We start from the raw sequence: 21908 nt of genomic DNA on the forward strand, positions 1-21908 counted from the left end.
CCAGGCCCGAGAATTCTCACTCCTGGCCGCGTACCAACCCAGCACACAATCAGGTGTCTGGGCGATGAGGACCACCGCGCCTCGTCCCAGATGGATGCCGTCGACGAAGATGACGTCATGAACCTCATCGATGATCGGACTGAAGGGCCATAGCTGCCACAATGGCTCACAACGCCGACGAAACGAACGACCCCCACCAGGCATGTCCACCTGACGGCGACGGCCAAGGAGCCACGCCAAGAACTCATCCAGATGCTTGGCCGTGGAGTCGATTTCGTTCAGCATCGTGATTTTGCAGGGTTTACACCGCCAGCGTTGACGACCTGTTGACGTCTTACCGTGACGGATCATTGGGCAGCCACACACGGGGCACGATGCAGTATTCACAGGAACGAGGCAAACACAACCAACTAAAATCGTGACTTTCCCGCGCAACAAAGCCGAAAAGTCACCCCTCCAGCAACACGATTTGTCCATCCTCATAGTTGGTCCCAACCAACTAAAACACCGACTTTCCCACACCGCCAAGCCGAAAAGTCACCCTTCCAGCAACACGTAGTGTCCTATAACCCGGTTGTGACGATGTGGATAGGTTATCGGCATCCGGATAGGTTAATAAGCTATCCGCATGCGCATAACCTATCCGTATGCTCGTAACCTATCCGGATGTTCACGCCAACAAGCACATCTGCGGCACTAGCGCCACCGCATCACCGCGCCAACAGCACTGCAATGCCGCCGCCACTGCGGCCAGCGCGCCAGCGATGACACGTAGACGACACGGCGCTCGAGCGCCAGCGATGACACGTAGACAACACAGCACTCGAACACCAGGCCCTTTCTGCCACGGCGCTCTGCCCCGTCGCAGTGAGTGTGTGCTCACGCGGATAGGTTGTCACGATGCGGATAGGTTATCGGCATACGGATAGGTTAATAAGCTATCCGCATGCGCATAACCTATCCGTATGCTCGTATCCTATCCGGATACTCACGCCAACAAGTACATCTGCGACACCAGATCGGGAGCATTACATCAGATCGGAAAGGGTGTAACACTCCCTAAACGGTGTAACACCACGAAGCAACAAGTCTTTACGCGGTCGCCCCGAAAAATCCTTGCTCCGAACGGGGGCTTTTGCACTACACGGGGCTCCGACACGCCGGCGACGCATGCTCCCAGGCCCTCATGTAGTGCAAAACCCCCACTGCAGGCCACTACTTAGACGGATGAAAGAGTACGGAGTTTCAGAAGACAGGGCTGCGCCCCCTGAGCACTGGATAGGAAACGAGGATCTGGACAGGTTACGGCGTTCTGGATAGGAAAATAACCTATCCAGAAGAGCCGTTCCTATCCAGAACACGACTTCCTATCCACAACACGCATCACCGCCGGCATAAACCACGAGAAACTACTGGGAAAACACAGTTTCAGTGCCCACACTCAGCATCAGGGGTAGCGCACGCCCAAGATCAATCACCTGTAGCCGCAGGCTCGCGACGTATGCGTCAAACAAACCCACGGGGAGCAACAGCCCTCGTGCTAGCATGATGGTTACTTCATCACCATGTGACTGGGACCCATTGGTGGAGCCTCCAGTCAGACCTGGAGCGCAGATATGAGTGACACGACGCAGGACGTTGCGCAATGGGATCCCAATGAGGATGACACCATCATCGTCCCCCTCGAAGACGATTACGCCCTCGTCGTTGGCCCCAACACCGTAGGCCTCGAAAAGATTGACGGCTCGCTGGTAGGTGATCGTGCGCTCAACGATCTCATCGCGTCAATCGGCGAGGGAGCCTCACTGAGCGGAGGCGCAGCCTCGGCGGCCAACGCCATCCAGCATATGTCCGGCCTCTACAAGCTGGATGCCGTCACCAAGGCACAACTAGCCGCAGGCAACGCACTCACGAAGACCACTGACGGTCGATTGATCGGTGCCGTCAGAAATACTGGTGGGCAAATCACTCGCCAAGCACGCCTCATTCCCATGTCAGCTCCCCAGATCGCGGGCGCCATCGCAGCCATCGGCCCGGCGGTCGCGATGGTGGCCGTGCAGATGCAGCTCAACAACATTTCCAAGCAGGTGAGCACAGTCCAGCAGACCTCTCTGCAAACGCTTCAGGTGCTGACCGACTCGAGGAATGCTGATTACCAGGGCGACTGTCAGACCATCGATGAGATCTATCGGGCTAGCTCTAGCCATGACTACGTGTCGGAGACCGACTGGTCGATCATCTCCGGACTTGTATCTAGAATTCAATCTCACCGTCACTTCTACAAGAAGCAGGTTGCGAACCACCAGGAAGCCCTCGAGAAAGCTCATGACGACTCACACACGCAAAGGGACTACATCCAGACGAACAAGGCTCGCATTGTGAACGATTCTTGTGCTGCGTTTGAAACGCTCCGGGCATGGGCACACCTAACTGAGCTGCGCATCGCACGGGCCCAGGCACAAGGCGAACACCCCCACGCCGAACCACTTCAGATCCGCCAGGAAGTTATCGAGGACCTGCAGGTTCAACGCGCTCTTTTGCACGGCCTCATGCGCGAGCTTCGCATCATCGCGGAGCTTCCCGGCGGTTGGACCGTACCGGCCTCCGGTAAGCGAAAGCAGTCCCACCTATCCCAACAAATGGCACAAGAGATTATCGGCACACTGAATCCCCTCGTACAGCAGCTGGGAATCCAAGAAAAACCTATTCCCAGCCTGGATGTCACCTGTGCACCCGACGACTACGATGTGTCTCCCTACACCCAAATCCTGCGCTGGTACCTGGACGAGGGCGAAGAACTGAGGGCATTAGCGTTCCCTGTCAACGCGTTGACTCATAAAGTCGTCGCCCCAACCATCGACAGAGTCAGATCCAAGCCATCTGTGGACTCGGCATGGTCCAAGCTCCCGACACCGAAAGACGCAACGGAATGGAGCCTGGGCTGGGTCAGACGCGCTACCGGAAGAGCAGTAATGGTCTCGCCCGAGATGGTTGCCGTTACCGGCCGCCGCATCATCACCGCTGACCCACAGGAGTTCATTCAGAAGGGCATTGTCAAAGAAGAGTTCTCCATCAACGACGTGACTCCAACGTTCACGGACACAGATGATGCGCTCCCGGAGCTAGACCTCACGCAAGGGGAGAAAAAATGTCGCGAGTGGTGTTTCCCGAGCACCGCACGCGTCGAGGCGCGCAGCGTCGCAGAAATGCTCGTCGATGATCCTATGCAGCTCCTACCGCCCACGAAGCCTGAGCTTACCGATACACAGGACGACATAGAGGCTGCGGACCCAGGCGATTCGGAACCCACACAGAGTCCGGATCCCGCACAGAACACGAAATCCGCACCGAACGACGCATCAGCGCATCCCGAAACGGTAGAAACCCCCGCGAAACCTACAGCTTGAAGCGCTCCGCGACGACGGGCTTGAGGGACACGGCACGCTCACGCGCGTCGGCATCACCGCAGGCGGCCAGCCAGTTGGCGAACATGAGGTGCCCAGACTGGGTCATGACGGACTCGGGGTGGAACTGGACGCCCTCGAGGGGCAGTGAACGGTGGCGCACGCCCATGATGATGCCGGACTCGGTGCTCGCGGAGACCTCGAGCTCGTCGGGCATGGTCGCCGGGTCGATAGTCAGCGAGTGGTAGCGGGTGACGGTCAGCGGCGAGGGCACGCCCTCGAACACGCCGCGCCCGTCGTGGGTGATGACGGAGGTCTTGCCGTGCATGAGTTCGGGCGCATGCCCGACGGTCGCGCCGAAGAGCTCGCCCAGGGCCTGGTGGCCCAGGCACACGCCCAGCATCGGGATCTCGCGCTCGGCGCAGTCGGCGATGGTCTGCAGGGAGGCGCCGGCGCTCTTGGGGTCGCCGGGTCCGGGGGAGATGAGGACGCCGTCGTAACCGGCCTCGAACCACGCGGGATCCACGACATCGTTACGCACGACGTCCACGACGGCGCCCAGGTGGCGCAGGTAGCCCACGATCGTGAAGACGAACGAGTCATAGTTGTCGACGCAGAGGATTCGTGCCATCGCCGGTCCTTTCATGTACGAGGCCGTGGCCCCTTCTCCGTCATCCATCGTAGGGCGCTCCCCCAGTGGGCGCGCGGGCGCTGTCCGACAAACGAGCGGTGCGGTGCGGAAAGCGGCGGCATAGAAAGCGGTGACGCATTCACGAATGAGAGATGGGAGACCGACCCCGCGCCCGCGGGACAGCCGAGCAGAAATTCCCACATGCAAGGTTCGCGACCCCGCCCCACACACGCGGATACGGCACGAGGCCGGGGTGGCCCCGGCCTCGTCCCATCGACTATCGATCGGCTCAGGCTCAGCCGACGGAGGACTGTCCCAGTTCCAGGTATGACTGGACCCAGGGGTAGACCCAGGTGAACAGGGCGGCGACCGCCGCGCCGATGAGGGCCAGGGATTCAATGACCTTGAACCAGGTGGGGCCGGGCAGGTGGCGGAAGATCCATGCGTACATGTGGGGTCCTTAGTTCGTGGGTTCGTCGACGAGTTCGGCGGGCACGCCCGTGTCCTTGGGGGTCCAGGATTCGAACTTGAGGTGGACGATGTAGCGCTGCCAGTTGCCGTATTCGGGGTGGCAGGTGGTCATGGTCATCCAGCGCTCGGTGGGGGTTTCGGACCAGGATTCATCGTCGATGACGGGGGCGACGACGCGCATCTGGGTGGGGTCGGTGGCGTCGATGATCTCGGAGGAGACCATGGAGTAGACGAGGTAGTGGTCGTCGACTTCCACGACGACCTTGTCGCCCTGGCTGAGGCGGTCGATCCAGCGGAAGTTGTTGCCGTAGGTGCGGCGGTGGCCGGCGACGGAGAAGTTGCCGACGCCGCCGGGCTGGGTGGTCATGTCGTAGTGGCCGGCCCACCCCTGGTCGAGGACGTAGGAGGTGGTGCCTTCGGCGAGGGGGATCTTCATCCAGTCCCAGGTGGGCACGTGGATGAGGCCGTAGACTTCGCCGTCGCCGACTTCGCGCGTGAACTCGGGCGGGTCGTCGGTGCGGACTTCGCCGAGGGTGCGCTTGGCGGGCTGGTGGCCCTCTTCGTACGAGGCGATGGTCTGGGAGACCTGTCCGGAGACTTGGTAGGTCGTCCAGTAGAGCTGCCAGACGGAGAAGAGGCCGATGACGAACGCGAAGGTGATGAGCAGTTCGCCGACGACACCGACGATGTTCCAGAAGATGTTGGAGCGCTTTTTGCTTGTCGGCGAGGCTGGGGCGACGTGTTCACCCATTCGTTTCCTCCACGGTTGCGTAGTTGACTGTCTGCGAGGTGGTGGCGGGCGCGAAGCTCAGGGAGTCTTTGGTCTGCATATCCCACCCGAGGCCGTACTTTGTCACGTAGACCTGGTAATTCACCATACGTGGGTTTGCAGTAACCGTCGCGCGCAGGGTGGCAGGATCACCGATTGCTTGGATCACATAGGGCGGCGAGTAGCTGGTGCCATCGACGAGGATGACGTTGCCGATGCAGCGGATGACGGTGCGGGAGGTGACGCGTACGCCTTGGACGGTCATGGCCTCGGCGCCGGCGCTCCACAGGGCGTTCATGGTGTCCTCGATGTCCTGCTGGTGGATGACGAGGTCATTGGGGGTTGCGCCTTCGGGGATCTGCCCGGGGGGCGCGTCGGAGAGGGTGATTTGGACGCCGGGCCCGGTGACTGGGCGGTTGGAGCGGGCGGTGAACGCGTCTTCGTCGGGGGCGCCGGATTGGGGGTCGGCGGAGGAGAAGCTCTGGACCTGCGCGTCGAGCTCGGACACCTCGTTGTCGAGGGCTTTGACCTGCTCCTGGCGGTTTCGCACGAGGGTGGTCAGGTCGGAGGTGGCCGCGGGATTCTTGCGTTCGTTGAGCGCGGAGATGGAAAAAAGGAGTCCGGACGCGACGGTGACGGCGAGGACGCCTGCGATGTGGCGTACGCTGCGTGGGCGCATCTTTCCCCCTCCCGTGGCGCTGCGCTTTGGCACTTTCCACGTCCGAGACTACGCTAGTGTTGCGACTAATTCATCACCGCCGGGCGGTTTTCTTCCCGCGCGGGCCAGCAGAGAGGACCCGACGTGGCCGAATCCAAGAAGCGTAAGAAGAATGGGCACGAGGTTGAGGACGATACCGATATCCAGAACTGGACTGACGGTATTCCGCTCAGCCCGGCCTGGTGGGCACCCGCTTTCGTGACCCTGATGATTCTGGGCCTGCTGTGGGTTGTTGTCTACTACATTTCGTCGGGCACCTACCCGGTTCCGAAGCTAGGCGCATGGAACATCGCGGTGGGCCTGGGCACGATGATGGTCGGCTTCCTCATGACGCTGCGTTGGCGTTGAGCGCGGGCAGTATCGCGAAAACGTGAGTGTGGGGCGTTCCGGCTGCGGCCGGGGTGCCCCACTATTTCTATCGACGAGGCCGGGGCTGACTACCGGGTCACGGCCTCGTCCTCGGGTCACGCCCTGCTGAGTTCGACCCTCATGCCCGCGTCGTACATGCCGAGGAGGGATCGTCCGGCGAGCCCGTCTTCGAGGCGCGCGGGGTGGGCGCTGGCGAAGGACATGACGGTCGCGGCCCCGGCGTGAATGATCGCGGGGGACGCGGGGGCGGAGGGGCCGAGGACGACGGTGTGGGCGGTGGACGCGAGCGCGAGGAGGCGCGGCATGGTCTTGTTGACGAACGCGGATCCGGAGATGAAGACGTAGTCCATCTCGGGGAGCAGGTATTCGCAGGCGGAGTCGGGGTAGTCGCCGTCGAAGACGTTGCGTTCGAGGATGACGAGCTGCGCGGCATCGGGCATGGCGGCGGCCGCGAAGGGGAAGTGTCCGATGACGGCGACGCGCTTGCCGGCGACAAGGGGCGCGTAGGGGTGGAAGGTGCGCGCCCAGTTGTTTTCCTTGCAGGGGGTAAATCCGTGGGCGAGGGCGCGGACGGGGTGGGAGTGGTAGGCGTTGACGGCGGCCATGCCGATGCCGGCGTCCTCGAAGTTCCAGGACTTGGCGAGGGCCGCGACGTCGCGCAGGGGCCGTCCGATGAGGTCGGAGGGATCCTCGGTGGCGCGCGGGCGGGACTGGACGTTCATGCCGAAGGCCATGCCGACGCCGTCTTCACTCGAGGCGACGCGGCGCCACTTGCCGTCGGTGTGGATCGCCGTGACGGTGATGTCGGCGGGGATCTCGTCGATGAGCTGGTCGTACAGGTCCCAGGGGCTGGTCATGGTCTCTCCTGTGGGAAGCATGAGGGAGGGCCCGGCACGCTTTGCCGGACCCTCCCTATATTAGGCCATCCTTAGATGCGACGCGCCTGTCGGTCGCGAACGCGTCACGCGCCGTAGACCTCGTACAGGACGCGGAAAGCGAGCGCGCTGAGCGCAACCATGCCCGCGATCATGCCGAGGGCCGCGAGCGCCTGGCGACGATTCTGCGCGGCCTCCGTGACGCCCGAGCGCGGGCGTGCCAGGCGCACCAAAACCCACGTGGCGGCCACGCCGGCGATCGCCCCGCCGATGTGCCCCTGCCAGGAGATGCCGCTGACCACGAAGCCGTAGACAAGGTTTACGCCGAGCAGGGTCAGGATCGCGGTCGTGTCGGACCCACCCAGGCGCTGCAGGACAAACACCGCGCCGAAGAGTCCGAAGACGGCGGCGGACGCGCCCACCGTGCTGACGAAAATCTCGGTGGGCTGGATCAGGCACCAGGCGAGGATGAAAGCGGAGCCACCCAGCGCGCTCACCAGGTAGACGGTGAGGAAGCGCCACCAGCCCATCACCGGCTCGATCGCGCGCCCCACCCAGTACAGGGACAGCATGTTGAACAGGATGTGCAACACACCGCCGTGCAGGAATGCGCCCGTGAGGATCGTCCACGGGTGGGCCCTCAGCTGCGCGGGCACGAGGGCGAGCGAGGACGTGAGGGAGGGCGACACCCATGTGAGGGCGTACATGAGGACGCAGATCGCCATCATCGCGTAGGTGACGACCGGCGCGCCAGCGGCGGCCGCGCGCGCCGGGGAACGCATCCACTCTTTCTTCGAGGAGGAGCAGTCCACGCAGATTGAGCGGACCTCTGTGGGGATCGCGCAGTCCACGCACATGGGGCGGTTGCAGCGCTTGCAGTAGTCGACGCTGCGCACGCCCGGGTGGCGCGGGCACTCGGGGGCGGCGCGCGGGTCAGAGCGTTGGCCGTAGCTCGGCATGCTCATAGCTTCCCTTTCGGCGGGGGTAAGGGACGAGGCCGGGGCGCACCATCCCGGTCACTGCACGCAGCAGCGGGGGCGGCCCCGGCCTCGTCGATGATGAGGGGAGAGGGTCAGTCGACGATCTCGATGGAGTTGATGACCTGCTCCGTCACGGGGCGGTCGTTCGCGCCCGTGGGGGTCGTGGCGATGGCGTCGACGACGCGCTTGGAGTCCTCGTCGACGACCTTGCCGAAGATGGTGTGGTTGCCGAGCAGCCACGGGGTGGGGGCCACGGTGATGAAGAACTGGGAGCCGTTGGTGCCCTTGCCCATGCGCTTGCCGGCGTTGGCCATGGCGAGCAGGTAGGGGTCGTTGAAGTTCAGCTCGGGGTGGATCTCGTCGTTGAACTGGTAGCCGGGACCGCCGGTGCCGGTGCCGAGGGGGTCGCCGCCCTGGATCATGAAGCCGGGGATGACGCGGTGGAAGATGGTGCCGTCGTAGAGGGGACGGGAGGTCTTCTGGCCGGTCTTCGGGTCGACCCATTCGCGCTCGCCCTTGGCCAGGGTCACGAAGTTGTTGACCGTGTTGGGGGCGTGGTTGGGGAACAGTTCGACGGTGATGTCGCCGGCGGAGGTGTGAAGAATAGCTTTCATGGGACCAATGGTCGCATCTTTTCCTGGGTGTTTCCTGTCCGTCGTGCACGTCACGGGAGCCGGTGGGCTGCAGATCACAGCCCGTTGTAGCACAATAGGGGTGAGTGGCGCGTCCGCGCCCCTGTTTATTGTGGACAGAATCGGAGACATCATGGTTACTTCGCCGACTTTCGATGCAGAAAAGCTGCGCGCATCGTCCCAGCAGCTTCGCGACGCCGCTGCCATTTACGCCGGCAAGGTTGCCGTGCGCGCCGCTGATCTGGCTGGCCAGGGCGTCGACTGGGCCGCGCCTCGCGCCCAGGCCGCGCTGAACTCCGCGATCGAGCACGCGACCCCCGCGATCGAGAACGCTGCCGCTCGCGCGCAGGCCGCTGCCGCGCAGGCCGGTCCGGCGATCGAGAACGCTCGCGAGCACCTCGTGGACGACTACCTGCCCCGCGCTTCCCTCGCCGTGAACCAGGCGGGTGCTGCCCTGCAGGCTCGCGGTTCGCTGTCGGATCGCGCTCGCCGCGCGTCCGAGGCCTCGGCCGTCGCCCTTGCGACGCCCACGCCTAAGCGCCGCAAGTGCCGCGTGCTGCGCGCCTTCGGCCTGACGGCCCTGGTGGGTGCCGTCGCCGGTGCGGGCTACATCCTGTGGAAGCGTTCGCAGCCGATCGAGGACCCGTGGGCCGAGGAGTACTGGGCCGATCTGGACACGGATTCCTTCGTGCCGGACACCGAGGCCGAGAAGGCCACCTTCGAGGCGGGCGAGTGAGCCTAACCTTCTGAGAGGTTTTTGCTTTGGGGGCCGCGACGCGCTGCGTCGCGGCCCCCGACCATTTGCCATCTCTTGCCCGCATGCGCTCTTGCAGCGACCGTTTCCTTCCAGCACCGCTCACCCACGAATACCCCGCATTTTGCGACCTTTTCCGGATGGTCATATGATGAAGGTCATCTCATTGACGTCTGCAGGCCGCGCCTGCGCCTGTTTCGCCTGGAGGTTTTCGTGATCGACGTAAGCTTCGACTCGAATAAGCACGATCAGACGCGTCAGGACGGAGCCCTTGGAGCAGAGTCTTTCGACACGGCTGCTCAGGCCGCTCGGGAGTTTGCGGACGCTCAGGTAGCCGACGTCTGGGGCTCGGAGGAGGGCGTAGAAGCAGCCCGTCAGGCCTTGCAGATCGCGTACGAACAAGTCGGACGGGGCTTCGCTTCCGAGGGCGTCCAGTTCCGTGATTTCGGCAAAATGGTTGACGAGGCCGAAGAAGCTTTTAGGCAGGCAGAAGAGGAAATCGTGCGCTTGCTACAGGGCACGGAGTCCGACATGGCATATAACCCATTCCTTCAGAAGATTGCTGGAACGGTCGGAGCGCAAGCGCTCACGACTGCCGGCACCCTGGACACCTCAGCCGAGACGCCGCTAGGGGCAGCCACGGCGAAGACTCAAGATGACAGTAAGCCCTCTGCCGTCGGTGCCCAGACCGGTATGTGATCGCAGGAAGTGACATAGCAATGGTTCACAGCCCCATGTATGAACGCCTCATGCATTTTGTAAAGTTCGCAAAGGCGAACCAGTCTCTCGCAGATTTGGATGCTCGACACCGCACCACAATGGAAGCGATTGAAGAGGCCGAGAAGCGTATTCAGCACTACCGCGAGTACCAGGGTTTCCAAGGGAAAACGGGCGATGCTATCCAAAAATGGCTTGATGAGGCCGAATTGCGCTTATGTGAGTGGCGTTCCTCGTACCTCGCGGCGACGCTTGTCGAGGTTGAGATGCGCCGCGTCATGCAGCACGCGCGCGAGGAGGCTGAGTTACTTTCACCCGTCCTCGTTGACTCCCGGCTGGATGCGCTTCGCGACGCGGCCGATGTGGCGATTCCAGTCTCGCAAGGAATGGGACCGATGGGCTTCGGCATCAATGTCTTGGCCTCAACCGGCGCAGCCGTCTACGACGCGGTTGCCGCACAAGCAAACGCCGAGCGCGAACAGAAATCCAAGCAGATTCTGCACGATCTCAACGACTCAATGCACCAATTGGCTGCGCATGCGCGTGGCGTACAGCAGGCAGGAAAGGGTACGAAGAGCGGTAACGGTCAAGGTAGGCGGGGCGGTACCGGACTCGTTGACATCAATGACATTTCCGCTCCATGGGTCGTTAAGGACATCGAAAACGGAAACAAGTCGGCGTCCCCTGATCAGCCCGGCCTTTACCCAGGCGACCGCGACAGTGACTACGGGCACGCGGACCAGCGCGGTGCCAATTCCAGTGCCTACCCGAGCGGATTCGACGACCCAACCGCGCAGGATGCGGACGCCGAGAAGCTGCGCAAGCTTCAGTCCCAGCGCATACCCGATCGCTATGCAAGTGAGGGCGAGCTAGGCAGCCGCAGCAAGCCCATCACCGACCCCGAGGACCTGATGGGCATCGACCTGCTGCACACACGCATCGGCGGGGAGCGCTACGCCAACGGCACCGTCGGCGGATACACCCCCGCTCCTCCAAGCGATCGCTACCATCCTCTGTGGAACATTAACGGGGGACCCTCCACCCACTTCGACGCCTCCGGGCGTACGAGCCATGCGGGTGCGGGTGCCCTCGGCGCTGGTGTTCTCGGTGCGGGTGCCCTCGGCGCCGCCGCCCTCGGTGCGCGCGGCGCATCTCGTCTGGGGGCGGGAGCGGGCAGCTCACTGGGTCGCGGTGGCGCAGGTGGACTTGGTTCCGCGGGCCGTTCAGGTATTGGCGGCATCAGTGCATCCGGTCGCGGTGGCGCCGGCGGCATCGGCGCATCCGGTCGCGGTGGCGCAGGCACCGGCAGCCTCGGCGGACTACGCGGGGGTTCAGCTTCCGGAGGCCGCTTTGGCTCCAACGGCCTGGCTGGCAGTGCAAGCGCATCGGGTGGTACGACCGGACTCACGGGCACGACAGGTACAGGCGGAGCCGCTGGAGCCGCTGGAAAGAATGGCAGCAGTGGTGCCACTGGCGGTGCCAGCACGGCCGGGCGGCCCGGTATGGGCGGCTTCATGGGCGCGGGTGCCGGCGCGGGTGCCGGCGGCGGCAAGGACGACAAGAAGGGGCGTCGACACAAGTACACGGCCTTCAAGTTCGAAGACGATGACGAAGACGGTCTGCCTCCCGGCTACGTCAATCCGATGTCGCAGACCTACGGCTCGGACAAGGACCTGAAGCCTGCCCCCCACAAGGACGACGGATGGGATCCCCGCCAATGGTGACCACGAATCACGTTTCTGACCACCGTCGCAGGCTGCGCCTCGCGGGTGCGTGCGCGATGACCCTGGCCCTGGCGGCCGGTGCCATCGCCCTGCCCGCTGCTCCCGCCCAAGCCGCCGACCCCATCACGGCGGCCGACCAGCCCTACTTCGCCTACTACCACCTCGATCAGGCACGAGCGAAAGGCTACACCGGCAAGGGCGTCACCATCGCGCTCATCGACGGCGAGGTCGACACCAGCGCGCCCGAACTCGCAGGCGCCACCATCATCGACAAGAGCCCCTGCACCGTCCATTCGAGCACACAATCTAAGAGCCACGCGACAGCCGTCGCCTCGCTCCTGGTCTCCAAGGAGTACGGCGTCGCCCCCGACGCAACACTCCTGACCTACCGAACCAGGTTTGAGGATGAGGGCGAAGGTGCCGCTGCCGGATGTGCGGTCCACAACGGTAATGGCATCGAAGAAAACAACTCTCTCATCAATCGCGCGATCAGCGACGGTGCTCAGATCATCAGTATCTCCTCGTCCGACGAAGATTTCGATGAAGCAACCAAGTGGACAATTGCCCGCGCCAATGCCCGCGGCGTCATCGTCGTCACCGCCATGGGTAACACAGCGAAGGACGAAACGGACACAGGCCTTGCGAAGTGGTCCGGCGTCGTCGGCGTCGGTGCCATCGACACCACCGGCAACGTAGCCCCCTACTCCTCATCGGGGAAGGGAACCACCACCGCAGCAGTGGGTGGCCCTATCATCGTCCGCAACTACGAAACAGGCAACAAAGCCACCACAGACGGCACATCGTACTCCACGCCCCTCATCTCAGGTTTCCTGGCCCTGGCCAAGCAGAAGTGGCCCAACGCCACCGGCAATCAACTCCTCCAACTGATGACCAAGACGGCATTGAACAACGAGGGACGCTGGAACAAATACACGGGATACGGAGTTGCTGACCTCGGTGCCATGGTGAACACCGATCCGTCTCAGTATCCAGACGAGAATCCGTTGATGGACCCCGCCATGCACAGGGGTCCCTCCACGGACGAAATCCAGCAGTACATAGACGGCCTCGTCAATCCCCGCGACATTGCATTCGACGACTCCTACACGTACCGAGGTACCGACGAAAGTGTCATCCACGACACTGACGCCGACGTGCCAATCCACCTGGGCACCAGCCCCCGCTACCACGCCAAATGACGACTAGCCCAACGAGACACCGGCGGCTGCGCTTTGCGGGCGCGTGTGCGATGATCCTGGCCCTGACGGCCGGGGCCACCGCCCTGCCCGCCGCTCCCGCACAAGCCGCCGACCCCATCACGGCGGCCCAACAGCCCTACTTCGCCTACTACCACCTCGATCAGGCGCGCGCGAAGGGCTATACCGGCAAGGGCGTCACCATCGCACTCATCGACGGCGAGGTCGACACCACCGCGCCCGAGCTGGCAGGCGCCACCATCATCGACAAAACACCATGCACCGTCAACTCCGGTGCCAACTCGAAGAGCCACGGCACTGCCATGGCCTCGCTCCTGGTCTCCAAAGAGTATGGCGTTGCTCCCGACGCCACGCTCCTTGCCTACCGCACCTCCTTCCCAAAGGATGGCGACAAGGCAGAGTCCGATTGCCGTGGCCACCACGCTAACACGCTCGATGAGCCCGAGTGGCTGATCAATCAGGCGATCACTGACGGTGCCCAAATCATCAGCATCTCGGCGACAAGTGGAGACACGAGCGACGCCGTGAAGTGGGCGATCGCCCGCGCTAACGCCCTGGGCGTCATCGTGGTGAGCGGCGCAGGAAACGACAACGAGGAAGATACTATTCACACCTTTGGCAAGTGGTCCGGGGTGGTCAGTGTCAGCGCCATCGACACCTCCGGTAAGCGCGCCGAATACTCCTCGTGGGGCAAAGGCGTGACAGTGGCCGCCGTGGGAGACCCCATCCTCGCCCACAATTACGAGAACAACACCAACATCAGTACCAGAGGCACCTCCAACGCCACGCCCCTGGTCGCAGGCTTCCTGGCCCTGGCCAAGCAGAAGTGGCCCAACGCCACCAGCAACCAACTCCTCCAACTGCTCACGCACACAGCCCGAACCGATCAAAGCGGGTGGAACAAGTACATCGGATACGGTGGAGCTGACCCCGGAGCCATGGTCAACACTGATCCCTCCCAGTACCCCGACGAGAACCCGCTCATGGACAAGGGCTACAGCGACCTGGGTCCCACAAACGAAGAGTCCCAGCAATACCTCGCTGGCCTCGTCGACCCCCGAAACATCGCCGGGGACTCCACCTACACCTACCGCGGCCTCGACGAAACCATTGTACGAGACACCGACATCCCCACACCAATCCACCTGGGCACCAGCCCCAGATACCACGCCAAATGACGACCAAGCCAACCAGACACCGGCGGCTGCGCTTTGCGGGTGCGTGCGCGGTGACCCTGGCCCTGGCGGCCGGGGCTATTGCCCTGCCTGCCGCTCCCGCGCATGCCGCCGACCCCATCACGGCGGCCGACCAGCCCTACTTCGCTTACTACAAGCTCGATCAGGCGCGCGCGAAAGGCTACACCGGCAAGGGCGTCACCATCGCGCTCATTGATGGCGAGGTCGACACAAGCGCGCCCGAACTCGCAGGTGCCACCATCATCGACAAAACACCCTGCACCGTCACCTCGAGCAACGAGAGTAAAACTCACGGAACACTTGTCGCTTCTCTTCTGGGGTCGAGCCAATACGGAGTCGCCCCAGACGCTTCAATCTTGACCTACCGAAGCTTGTCTGCCAGTGAAGGTGACAGTGCAGGCTCTGATTGCTATGGAGACTCTCGCTCGTCAAAGCACTCAATCGCTTCGCTTCTCAATCATGCGATGAACGATGGCGCCTCGGTAATTTCTGTCGCTCAGGCGGTTCCGGACGAAAGTCGCGCACTCAAATGGGCAATTGCACGTTCGATGCACGAAAACGTTGTCATTGTCTCTTCGATGGGCAATGAACGGAGAGATCAAAATATTACGCACCTCTCCCGCTTCTCAGGAGTCGTTGGCGTTAGCGCCATTGATCTTAACGGAAAGCTGGCAGACTATTCCTCGTGGGGTCAAGGCGTCACTACGACTGCGTTCGGCGGTCCCGTTGCCGTCCGAAACTATGCAGACAATCAAATCGGACAGACCTCCGGCACATCAATTTCAGCTCCTCTTACCGCTGGTTTCATGACACTGGCCAAGCAGAAGTGGCCCAACGCCACCAGCAACCAACTCCTCCAACTGCTCACGCACACGGCCCGCACTGATCAAGACGGGTGGAACATATACACCGGATTCGGTCGTGTCGACCCAGGCGCCCTGGTCAATACGGACCCATCCCAATACCCCGACGAAAACCCGATCGCGGATAAAGGTGGCGGATCCAGCCCCACTGCCGAAGAAGTTCAAGAGTACGCTGATGGCGTCGTCGCACCAACAGAGCTCGCCTTCGATGACTCGTACACATACCGCGGCCTCGACGAAACCGTTGTACGAGACACCGACATCCCCACACCAATCCACCTGGGCACCAGCCCCCGCTACCACGCCAAATAAGGCATGACAAACCCCGCGCCAGCATCATTGACGAGGCCGGCGCGGGGTCTCGTGATCAGGGGATCAACCCTTTGCGGAAGAGTTCGTGACGGCAACGATGATGGCTGTGATGATGGCGGCGATGATAAGGATGAGGCCGATCGGCAGAATGTAGAACATCATTCCGACTGCAAGCCAGTACATGCCATCTCCGCCGTCTCCATGATTGCCCGGAATGAGGTCAATGACGGTCCACGCAATGAAGGGTGAGAGCGCAAGCAGCATGCCTACCGCACACAAAGTGCCCGCCAGCTTGAACGACTTGCGAGGTTTCACGGGGGCGACGGGCCCGTAGCCATAGCCCACATACCCGGTCTGCGGGTAGCCCTGCGCAGCGGGTTGAGCCGCCCAGTACTGTTGCATGCCTTGATGAGGTGTCCCCTGAGGAGCTACACCGCCCTGCAGCTGGGAGAACGGCTGCTGCGGAGGCATCATGGGCGAGGCGTTCGGCTCGGGAACGTACGGGTTCGGTGTTGTCACAGTCTGTCCTTCCATCAGTGACAGGCGTCAGCGAGCTTCACCCGCCCCTGTCATCGCCTGTTTCTCGGTCACACACTACCTGTGAAAACGCATGTACTAGTTGGCCATCTCCCGAATACACTCGGCCCCGAAGGCGAGCACCAGCAGGATCCAGTGAGTATCACTCAGACGCTTACCGAGCTTGCTCATTGTGAATTCCCGCGGGGTCGACGCGTAGGCCATGCCCTTAAGCCCTGCGTTGGAACACATGATGGTCGGGACGATGAGAACGAGGAGGATCACCATTGGGGCAACGAAGCCGATCCACCCAAGCCCACTGGCATCACGCATCGCGCGAGCGGTGTGCACGAGGGCAGCAGCGCCCACGATGGTGAGGACCGAGAGGACCCATGCGGCGATTCCACACGCGAGCGCCTTGCGTGCGAGGGCCGAGGAATTGGGCGGGCGCACCGGGACACCCTGCGGATAGCCGGGCTGAGGGTACGTACCCGCAGCCTGTGGCGGAGCGACAGGTCGCTGTCCATTCGACATAACGGGGTCCCTTCATCATCGCGGGGAGCCGACGTCGTCTCCCCAAAAAGTATTTCAAGAATTGAGATTATCGGAGAGGTGGGTTGCACGCAAGGAAGGCTGCCCGAGGAGAGCGTGCGGCACCTGGGCTGCGCGGGCACTCCCGCCTGGGGAACCCCCTGCGGCGCGGGCACATACGACTGCACACCCCGATTCCCTCCGCTCGGATAGGCGTTCGAGTTCGGGATGTGCGAATCCGGTGTGGTCATAGTCGCTCCTTCATTAGTTGATCGTCGCGACACCATCAGCAGGTTCGCTCGTCCGCGCACCCTTACAGAGATGCCATCATTGGGCGTGCGCCAACAATCATCATCGATGCGTGGGACGTCCCCGCCGCGGCAACAATCACAACGATCATGAGGATTGCGAAAACGACGTACGGGCTCGCGTTGAGCAGGATTCCCAGCCAGTTGAGCTTGCGCGTCTTCGGCTTCCCGCTGGCCCCCACGATACCGATAATCCCACCAGCGAGATTCGCCGGGCCAATGAACATCAGGGCGAAGAGAGGCAAGAAACCATACACTTCCTTGCCAGTCGGGTCAGGATCGGACGCACTGGCTTCGATAGCCAGCCACATGACGAGTATCGTCAGACCGATGAGGGCCCACCCGACAATACCCAGGGTGATCGACGCCCAGTTCACCTTCTGAACGACAGGTCCCTGGGGCACGGGGGCATAGCCCGGCGCATAGCCCTGGGGTGCCGTCGGATACCCCTGCGGCGCTGGCTGCACAGGCTGCGCGGGAACTGCGGGCTGCTCCGCAGGCTGCTGTGGATACGGCATACTCATTGACTTCCTCCGTCTCATTAACGTTATTTACATGCAACGGTCATCCGAAGACGAGTGTGGCCCCGGCAGTACAGGGAAACTAGGCAGTCAGATCCAGACAAGGAGACCAATAGCGATCACCCAGGGAAGAATATTCAGGCCGATACCGAGCAGGCTCCACATCCGCTGTCGGCCGGATACCGAGGGCCCCACCTTCTGGGAGCCACTAATCAGACCGATAAGATTAATGGGCAGAAGAACGCCCATGTACACGACGAACGGGATGATCCATACAAAGCCACCGCCTTCGGGATGGTCACTGTGCACAGCACTGTCAACGATATAGGCGCAGTACAGGAGTGACGGAACCAGGACACCCAGTCCGGTGATCGCACAAATGAAGGACAGCCTACTGATCTTTTCCGGGACCTGGCGCTGGGGACCCAGCGAATATGGTGCCACAGGCTGAGGCACCCCCCGGTATGCGGGCTGCCCGGGTGCTCCCTCCTGGGACACTGCCGAATACCCCTGCGGCACAGGCTGCACAGGCTGCGCGGGCACTCCGGGAACTGCGGGCTGCACGGGCCGTGCGGGCACATACGGCTGCGACGCGGGCTGCCCGCCCTGTCTCTGCCCACCCGGATAGGTGTTCATATTCGGGACGTGAGGATCTGGTGTTGTCACAGCTTCTCCTTCATGAGTTGGCCATCGCGGCGATATTGTACGCTCGCCCAGCCGTACGCCCTTTCGGGCATGCCATCGTTGGGCGTGCGCCATCAATCATCATCGATGCGTGGGACGACCCACAGCTAGGCGGCCTAGTGGAAATACGTTGCCGCCATCATAAGGGCGAGAAAAACGACGTACGGGCTCGCATTGAGGAGGATTCCCAGCCAGTTGAGCTTGCGCGTCTTCGGCTTGCCCACTGCCCCGACGATCCCAATAACGCCGCCAGCGAGGTTCACCGAGCCAAAGAATGGCATGCCGAGGAGAGGTAAAAAGCCGACGATGTCAGCACCGCTCGGGTCAGCATCGGACGGGATGGCTCGAATAGCCAGCCACGTACCCAATACCGTGAGACCAACGAGGACCCACCCGACAATACCCAGGATGATCGACGCCCGGTTCACCTTCTGAACCACAGGCCCCTGCGCCGCGGGCGCATAGCCCGGCGCGACCCCCTGATATGCAGGCTGCGCGGGTGCTCCCGCCTGGGGCACAACCTGCGGTGCCTGCTGCACAGGCTGCGCGGGAACTGCGGGCTGCCCCGCAGGCTGCTGAGGATAAGGCGTGCTCATCAGATTCCTCCACTCAATAGGCGCTATTCGCAGACAATAGTCATCCGAGAACCAGCACGGCGCCAGCAACACCGGGGAAGCTCGACGTGCGAATCCAGACAAGGAGAGCTGCAGCGATCACCCAGGGAAGAATATTCAGGCCGATACCGAGCAGGCTCCACATCCGCTGTCGGCCAGAGACCGAGGGCCCCACCTTCAGGAAGCCAACAATCAGACCGGCAAGATTGATGGGTGGCAGGAGGCACATGTATACAGCGAACGGAATGATCCACACAAAGCCGCCGCCTTCGGGATGGTCACTGTGCACAGCAGTGAAAACGATATAGGCGCAGTACAGGAGTGACAGAACCAGGACACCCAGTCCGGTGATCGCAAAAATGAAGGACAGCCTACTGATCTTTTCCGGGACCTGGCGCTGGGGCGCCAGCGAATATGGCACTCCCGCCTGGGGCACAACCTGCGGCGACCCCTGCGGCGCGAGCTGCACAGGCTGCGCGGGAACTGCGGGCTGCCCCGCAGGCTGCTGAGGATAGGGCGTGCTCATCAGATTCCTCCTCTATTGCACCGACATGCAGCAACGAGACTGTGAAGAACCCCCACATCTCCCCTGCCGAAAAATCTTTCAAGAATTGAGACTAACGACAAGACAACCCCCACGCAAAACGCACTCACCCCACAAGCGCACGCTGCGCGGGCGAGGCAGGAGGGTACTGCTGATGCTGGTCCATCGACTAGACACCCCTTTCGACGATACTCGCGATCACGATACAGGCATAGAACAGGAAGAAGACGACGAACGGGGCGATGCTCAGCCAGAAACCGATCCTGTTCATGATGAGCTGCTTGCGCGTCATCAGGTGTTTCTTCGCTGATGCGCCGGTGGCCAGGCCAAAGATGGTGAGGGGCAGCACGACGATCCAGGACCCAAACATCGGGATAATGGCGATCCCATCCCTCGCCGAGGCGCTCTCGTCGGCCGAATTCGCTATCATCAAGGCCGTCACGCCGATGATCAGGAGAATCGCCACCCAGGTCGCGATCCCGAAGAAGAATGCAATCGGGATCTTCTTCTTGCCTGCCTCCGTGCTCACCCCGTCGTAGGGCTGAGGAATACCACCCGGGTAAGGCACACTCCCCTGGTAGGGTGTGGCCCCCTGCGGGCTTTGTGTTCCCGGATAGCCATTCAGCTGCGGGTTGTTGTTCGGTACGCTCATTCGCCGCTCCTCTGATCGTTACTCACGTCGTTACTTACGCGCGCTCATCGGCTAGAGGATAAACATGCTGGCAAAGAGCGCCACGTAGGGGGCCGCATTGAGGATGATACCCAGCCATCCGACGACTGTCTTTGCTTTCGGAGTGAATGCAACGCCAAGAACTCCGGTGACGAATCCGACCATATTCACGGGGCCCATGACCACAAGCGCGAAGAGCGGGAAAAACCCGATGATGTCCGCTCCGCTAGGGTCTGAATTCGGTGTGAGATCGTTGATCATATACCACATAGCAAACGCTGTTGCGCCGACGATGACCAGTCCGAGGACCCCACAGATCAGGGATACCCGGCTCGCTATTTTTCCGCCTTGTTTCTTGGGGGAAACGGCGGGCTGAGGAGGCACCTGTTGCATACCCGGGTAGGCGGGCTCTCCCGTCGGAATCCCCACCTGCGACGCTACGCCCGGCTGCGCTACGCCTGCCTGAGGCGGTCTGCCTCCATATTGTGCGTATTCGGGCACGCTCACGATGTCCTCCGTCCAACAAGTATTTCAAGAATTGAGATTAACGGTAAGTTCCTACCCGTGCAACGGAGCGCTACACCAGGAGAGCGCGCAGCACCTGAGCGACCCCGGCCTCGTTATTGGAAGGCGCGACGAAGCGCGCGGCCTCGACGACGTCCTGGGAGGCGTTGGCCATCGCGAAGGACAGGTCCCCCTCGCTCATCATGGACAGGTCGTTTCCCGCGTCGCCGAAGACCGCGGTCTGAGAGCGATCCACACCGAGGAAGCGCTGCAGGTCGCGCACGGCGCTCCCCTTGTCGACGCCTCGGATCTGCAGGTCCGCCCAGTTCGCACCCGAAATCGCGTACTGGTGCGTGTCGGCGAAGTTCGCCAGGGTGGCCTCCGCGAGCGCCTGGACCGGCCCAATGACGTAGACGGCGAGCTTGACGATCGCGTCATCGATCTGCCCGGCCTCGATGGCGTCAATGATGGCGATCTGGTCGTCGATGCGCTTCGTGCGGTGGTAGTAGGGCATGACGCCGTCGACGAAGCGGTCGTCGGTGCGCTCGACGTAGGCGAATTGCTTGCCGCACATGACCAGGCCGCCGTCGATCCCATCCGGGCCCGAGGTGGCCTCGCGCACGAGGCGGACGACCTCGCGCATGGTGGGGGCGTCGAGGGGGCTGGAGGAGACCTCGACGCCGTCGCGCATGACGATGCCTCCGTTCTCGCCGATGACGGTCATGCCGGGGCGGCCGGGGAACATGTCGATGAGGGTCCACACCTGCCGGCCGGACGCGGGCGCGAAGGTGACGCCGCGCGCGTCCATCTGGTCGAGCAGCTCGTCCATGCCGGGCGGGAAGTTCTTGTCGTCGTCCAGGAGGGTGCCGTCCATGTCGACGGCTGCCAGGCGCAGGTCGGCACCCGCGTAACGCGCGGGGTCAGTGGGGGTGGGTGTCGTCATGGATCCATTGTGCCCGACTGGGGACCCGGGTGCTCACGACCTGGGACGAGGCCGGGGCAACCTCACGCTGCCTCACACGGCATGTGCTGCGGAAGCAAGAGAGGCGACTAGAACCACCAGAAGACAACGGCCACGATGAGCAGCGCGGCGGCCACGAAGGCGCTGAAGCGCGGGAGGCGAGGTGCCCCCACGGGCAGCGAGTATTGGGCGGGCGTGTGCAGCGCGAAAATTTCCTCATCGAGCGCGGCGCGCGTCTGCGGGCGCACGGTCGGCGGGAACGAGGGCGGCGCGGGGCGCCGACGCCGAGCGGATGGCCTGGTGACCTGGGCTCCTCGCGCGGCACCGCCGACTCCCCCAGCATGCGAGTACTGGGAAGACGAGTGATACACGGTCTCTCCGTTGAATTCATGCGGTTCAATGGCATCATTCTAGCACTTATGA

Annotated in this window: 25 protein-coding genes and 2 pseudogenes; 8 read left to right on the plus strand and 19 right to left on the minus strand. The window is 62.6% G+C overall.

Features of this window, described 5'->3' with window-relative positions; genetic code table 11:
* Both O3656_RS06860 and O3656_RS06865 read right to left on the minus strand, forming a co-directional pair.
* Window positions 1–285, minus strand: a pseudogene (locus tag O3656_RS06860) (hypothetical protein); the annotation flags it as partial.
* Window positions 286–297: 12 nt separating this feature from the next.
* Window positions 298–483 (minus strand): annotated as a pseudogene (locus O3656_RS06865) (IS1/IS1595 family N-terminal zinc-binding domain-containing protein); the annotation flags it as partial.
* A gap of 1133 nt (window positions 484–1616) precedes the next feature.
* On the opposite strand from O3656_RS06865, the gene O3656_RS06870 reads away from it, so the two are divergent.
* Window positions 1617–3407 carry a hypothetical protein gene (locus O3656_RS06870; protein ID WP_500063237.1) on the plus strand — a complete coding sequence of 597 codons (1791 nt, stop codon included), beginning with the start codon at window positions 1617–1619 and terminating at the stop codon, window positions 3405–3407.
* Here the strand turns inward: O3656_RS06870 and O3656_RS06875 are convergent.
* From O3656_RS06875 to O3656_RS06890, 4 genes are all read right to left on the minus strand, one after another.
* A complete protein-coding gene (locus tag O3656_RS06875; RefSeq protein ID WP_500063238.1) occupies window positions 3397–4083 on the minus strand; it encodes a glutamine amidotransferase-related protein in 687 nt (228 codons plus the stop codon). The two genes, O3656_RS06870 and O3656_RS06875, sit on opposite strands and share 11 nt — an antisense overlap.
* 247 nt (window positions 4084–4330) lie before the next feature.
* Window positions 4331–4486 (minus strand): hypothetical protein, encoded by a 156-nt coding sequence (locus O3656_RS06880; RefSeq protein ID WP_007588533.1) that lies wholly within the window; start codon window positions 4484–4486, stop codon window positions 4331–4333.
* A 9-nt stretch (window positions 4487–4495) separates the two neighbouring features.
* Window positions 4496–5257 carry a class E sortase gene (locus O3656_RS06885; RefSeq protein ID WP_500063239.1) on the minus strand — a complete coding sequence of 254 codons (762 nt, stop codon included), beginning with the start codon at window positions 5255–5257 and terminating at the stop codon, window positions 4496–4498.
* Complete coding sequence (locus tag O3656_RS06890) at window positions 5250–5954, minus strand: DUF881 domain-containing protein (protein WP_500063240.1); 705 nt, start codon at window positions 5952–5954, stop codon at window positions 5250–5252. The genes O3656_RS06885 and O3656_RS06890 overlap by 8 nt, the downstream gene beginning before the upstream one ends.
* A 123-nt stretch (window positions 5955–6077) precedes the next feature.
* Between O3656_RS06890 and O3656_RS06895 the strand changes: the two genes are divergently transcribed.
* Entirely contained in the window at window positions 6078–6341 is a 264-nt protein-coding gene (locus O3656_RS06895) for a cell division protein CrgA (protein ID WP_016460751.1), read from the plus strand.
* 116 nt (window positions 6342–6457) lie between these two features.
* On the opposite strand, the gene O3656_RS06900 is transcribed toward O3656_RS06895, so the two are convergent.
* The 3 genes from O3656_RS06900 to O3656_RS06910 all read right to left on the minus strand — a co-directional run bounded on the left by O3656_RS06900 (window position 6458) and on the right by O3656_RS06910 (window position 8831).
* A complete protein-coding gene (locus O3656_RS06900) occupies window positions 6458–7219 on the minus strand; it encodes a Rossmann-like domain-containing protein (protein ID WP_500063241.1) in 762 nt (253 codons plus the stop codon).
* 104 nt (window positions 7220–7323) lie between these two features.
* Window positions 7324–8202 carry a rhomboid family intramembrane serine protease gene (locus O3656_RS06905; protein ID WP_500063242.1) on the minus strand — a complete coding sequence of 293 codons (879 nt, stop codon included), beginning with the start codon at window positions 8200–8202 and terminating at the stop codon, window positions 7324–7326.
* Between the two features lie 107 nt (window positions 8203–8309).
* Window positions 8310–8831, minus strand: coding sequence for a peptidylprolyl isomerase (locus tag O3656_RS06910; RefSeq protein WP_500063243.1), 522 nt, complete (start codon window positions 8829–8831; stop codon window positions 8310–8312).
* 151 nt (window positions 8832–8982) lie between these two features.
* On the opposite strand from O3656_RS06910, the gene O3656_RS06915 reads away from it, so the two are divergent.
* The 6 genes from O3656_RS06915 (at window position 8983) to O3656_RS06940 (ending at window position 15632) form a co-directional block, all read left to right on the plus strand.
* Window positions 8983–9585: a hypothetical protein gene (locus O3656_RS06915; protein ID WP_500063244.1), complete on the plus strand. Its 603-nt coding sequence runs from the start codon at window positions 8983–8985 to the stop codon at window positions 9583–9585.
* Between the two features lie 231 nt (window positions 9586–9816).
* The gene (locus O3656_RS06920; RefSeq protein WP_500063245.1) at window positions 9817–10302 is read left to right on the plus strand and encodes a hypothetical protein; all 486 of its coding nucleotides are present in this window, start codon (window positions 9817–9819) and stop codon (window positions 10300–10302) included.
* 119 nt (window positions 10303–10421) lie between these two features.
* Window positions 10422–12044, plus strand: coding sequence for a hypothetical protein (locus O3656_RS06925; RefSeq protein ID WP_500063246.1), 1623 nt, complete (start codon window positions 10422–10424; stop codon window positions 12042–12044).
* The gene (locus tag O3656_RS06930; protein WP_500063247.1) at window positions 12023–13243 is read left to right on the plus strand and encodes a S8 family peptidase; all 1221 of its coding nucleotides are present in this window, start codon (window positions 12023–12025) and stop codon (window positions 13241–13243) included. The genes O3656_RS06925 and O3656_RS06930 overlap by 22 nt, the downstream gene beginning before the upstream one ends.
* A complete protein-coding gene (locus tag O3656_RS06935) occupies window positions 13240–14439 on the plus strand; it encodes a S8 family peptidase (RefSeq protein ID WP_500063248.1) in 1200 nt (399 codons plus the stop codon). Before O3656_RS06930 ends, O3656_RS06935 begins: the two co-directional genes overlap by 4 nt.
* Window positions 14436–15632: a S8 family peptidase gene (locus O3656_RS06940; RefSeq protein WP_500063249.1), complete on the plus strand. Its 1197-nt coding sequence runs from the start codon at window positions 14436–14438 to the stop codon at window positions 15630–15632. The genes O3656_RS06935 and O3656_RS06940 overlap by 4 nt, the downstream gene beginning before the upstream one ends.
* A 63-nt stretch (window positions 15633–15695) precedes the next feature.
* Here the strand turns inward: O3656_RS06940 and O3656_RS06945 are convergent, their stop codons facing one another.
* From O3656_RS06945 to O3656_RS06990, 10 genes are all read right to left on the minus strand, one after another.
* Window positions 15696–16151, minus strand: coding sequence for an iron transporter (locus tag O3656_RS06945; protein ID WP_500063250.1), 456 nt, complete (start codon window positions 16149–16151; stop codon window positions 15696–15698).
* Between the two features lie 96 nt (window positions 16152–16247).
* Window positions 16248–16601 (minus strand): hypothetical protein, encoded by a 354-nt coding sequence (locus tag O3656_RS06950; protein ID WP_500063251.1) that lies wholly within the window; start codon window positions 16599–16601, stop codon window positions 16248–16250.
* Window positions 16602–16992: 391 nt separating this feature from the next.
* A complete protein-coding gene (locus tag O3656_RS06955; protein WP_500063252.1) occupies window positions 16993–17511 on the minus strand; it encodes a hypothetical protein in 519 nt (172 codons plus the stop codon).
* Between the two features lie 87 nt (window positions 17512–17598).
* Window positions 17599–18174, minus strand: coding sequence for a hypothetical protein (locus O3656_RS06960; RefSeq protein WP_500063253.1), 576 nt, complete (start codon window positions 18172–18174; stop codon window positions 17599–17601).
* A 134-nt stretch (window positions 18175–18308) separates the two neighbouring features.
* Entirely contained in the window at window positions 18309–18788 is a 480-nt protein-coding gene (locus O3656_RS06965) for a hypothetical protein (protein WP_500063254.1), read from the minus strand.
* 40 nt (window positions 18789–18828) lie between these two features.
* Window positions 18829–19332 carry a hypothetical protein gene (locus O3656_RS06970; RefSeq protein WP_500063255.1) on the minus strand — a complete coding sequence of 168 codons (504 nt, stop codon included), beginning with the start codon at window positions 19330–19332 and terminating at the stop codon, window positions 18829–18831.
* Window positions 19333–19519: 187 nt separating this feature from the next.
* Complete coding sequence (locus O3656_RS06975; protein WP_500063256.1) at window positions 19520–20002, minus strand: hypothetical protein; 483 nt, start codon at window positions 20000–20002, stop codon at window positions 19520–19522.
* A 51-nt stretch (window positions 20003–20053) separates the two neighbouring features.
* On the minus strand, window positions 20054–20527 hold the full coding sequence (locus O3656_RS06980; RefSeq protein WP_500063257.1) for a hypothetical protein: 474 nt from the start codon (window positions 20525–20527) through the stop codon (window positions 20054–20056).
* Between the two features lie 70 nt (window positions 20528–20597).
* Window positions 20598–21467 (minus strand): HAD-IIB family hydrolase, encoded by an 870-nt coding sequence (locus tag O3656_RS06985; protein WP_500063258.1) that lies wholly within the window; start codon window positions 21465–21467, stop codon window positions 20598–20600.
* Window positions 21468–21574: 107 nt separating this feature from the next.
* Complete coding sequence (locus O3656_RS06990) at window positions 21575–21856, minus strand: hypothetical protein (RefSeq protein WP_500063259.1); 282 nt, start codon at window positions 21854–21856, stop codon at window positions 21575–21577.
* Window positions 21857–21908: the final 52 nt, after the last annotated feature.

Source organism: Pauljensenia sp. 27098_8_83, from assembly GCF_041432695.1.
GTDB lineage: Bacteria > Actinomycetota > Actinomycetes > Actinomycetales > Actinomycetaceae > Pauljensenia.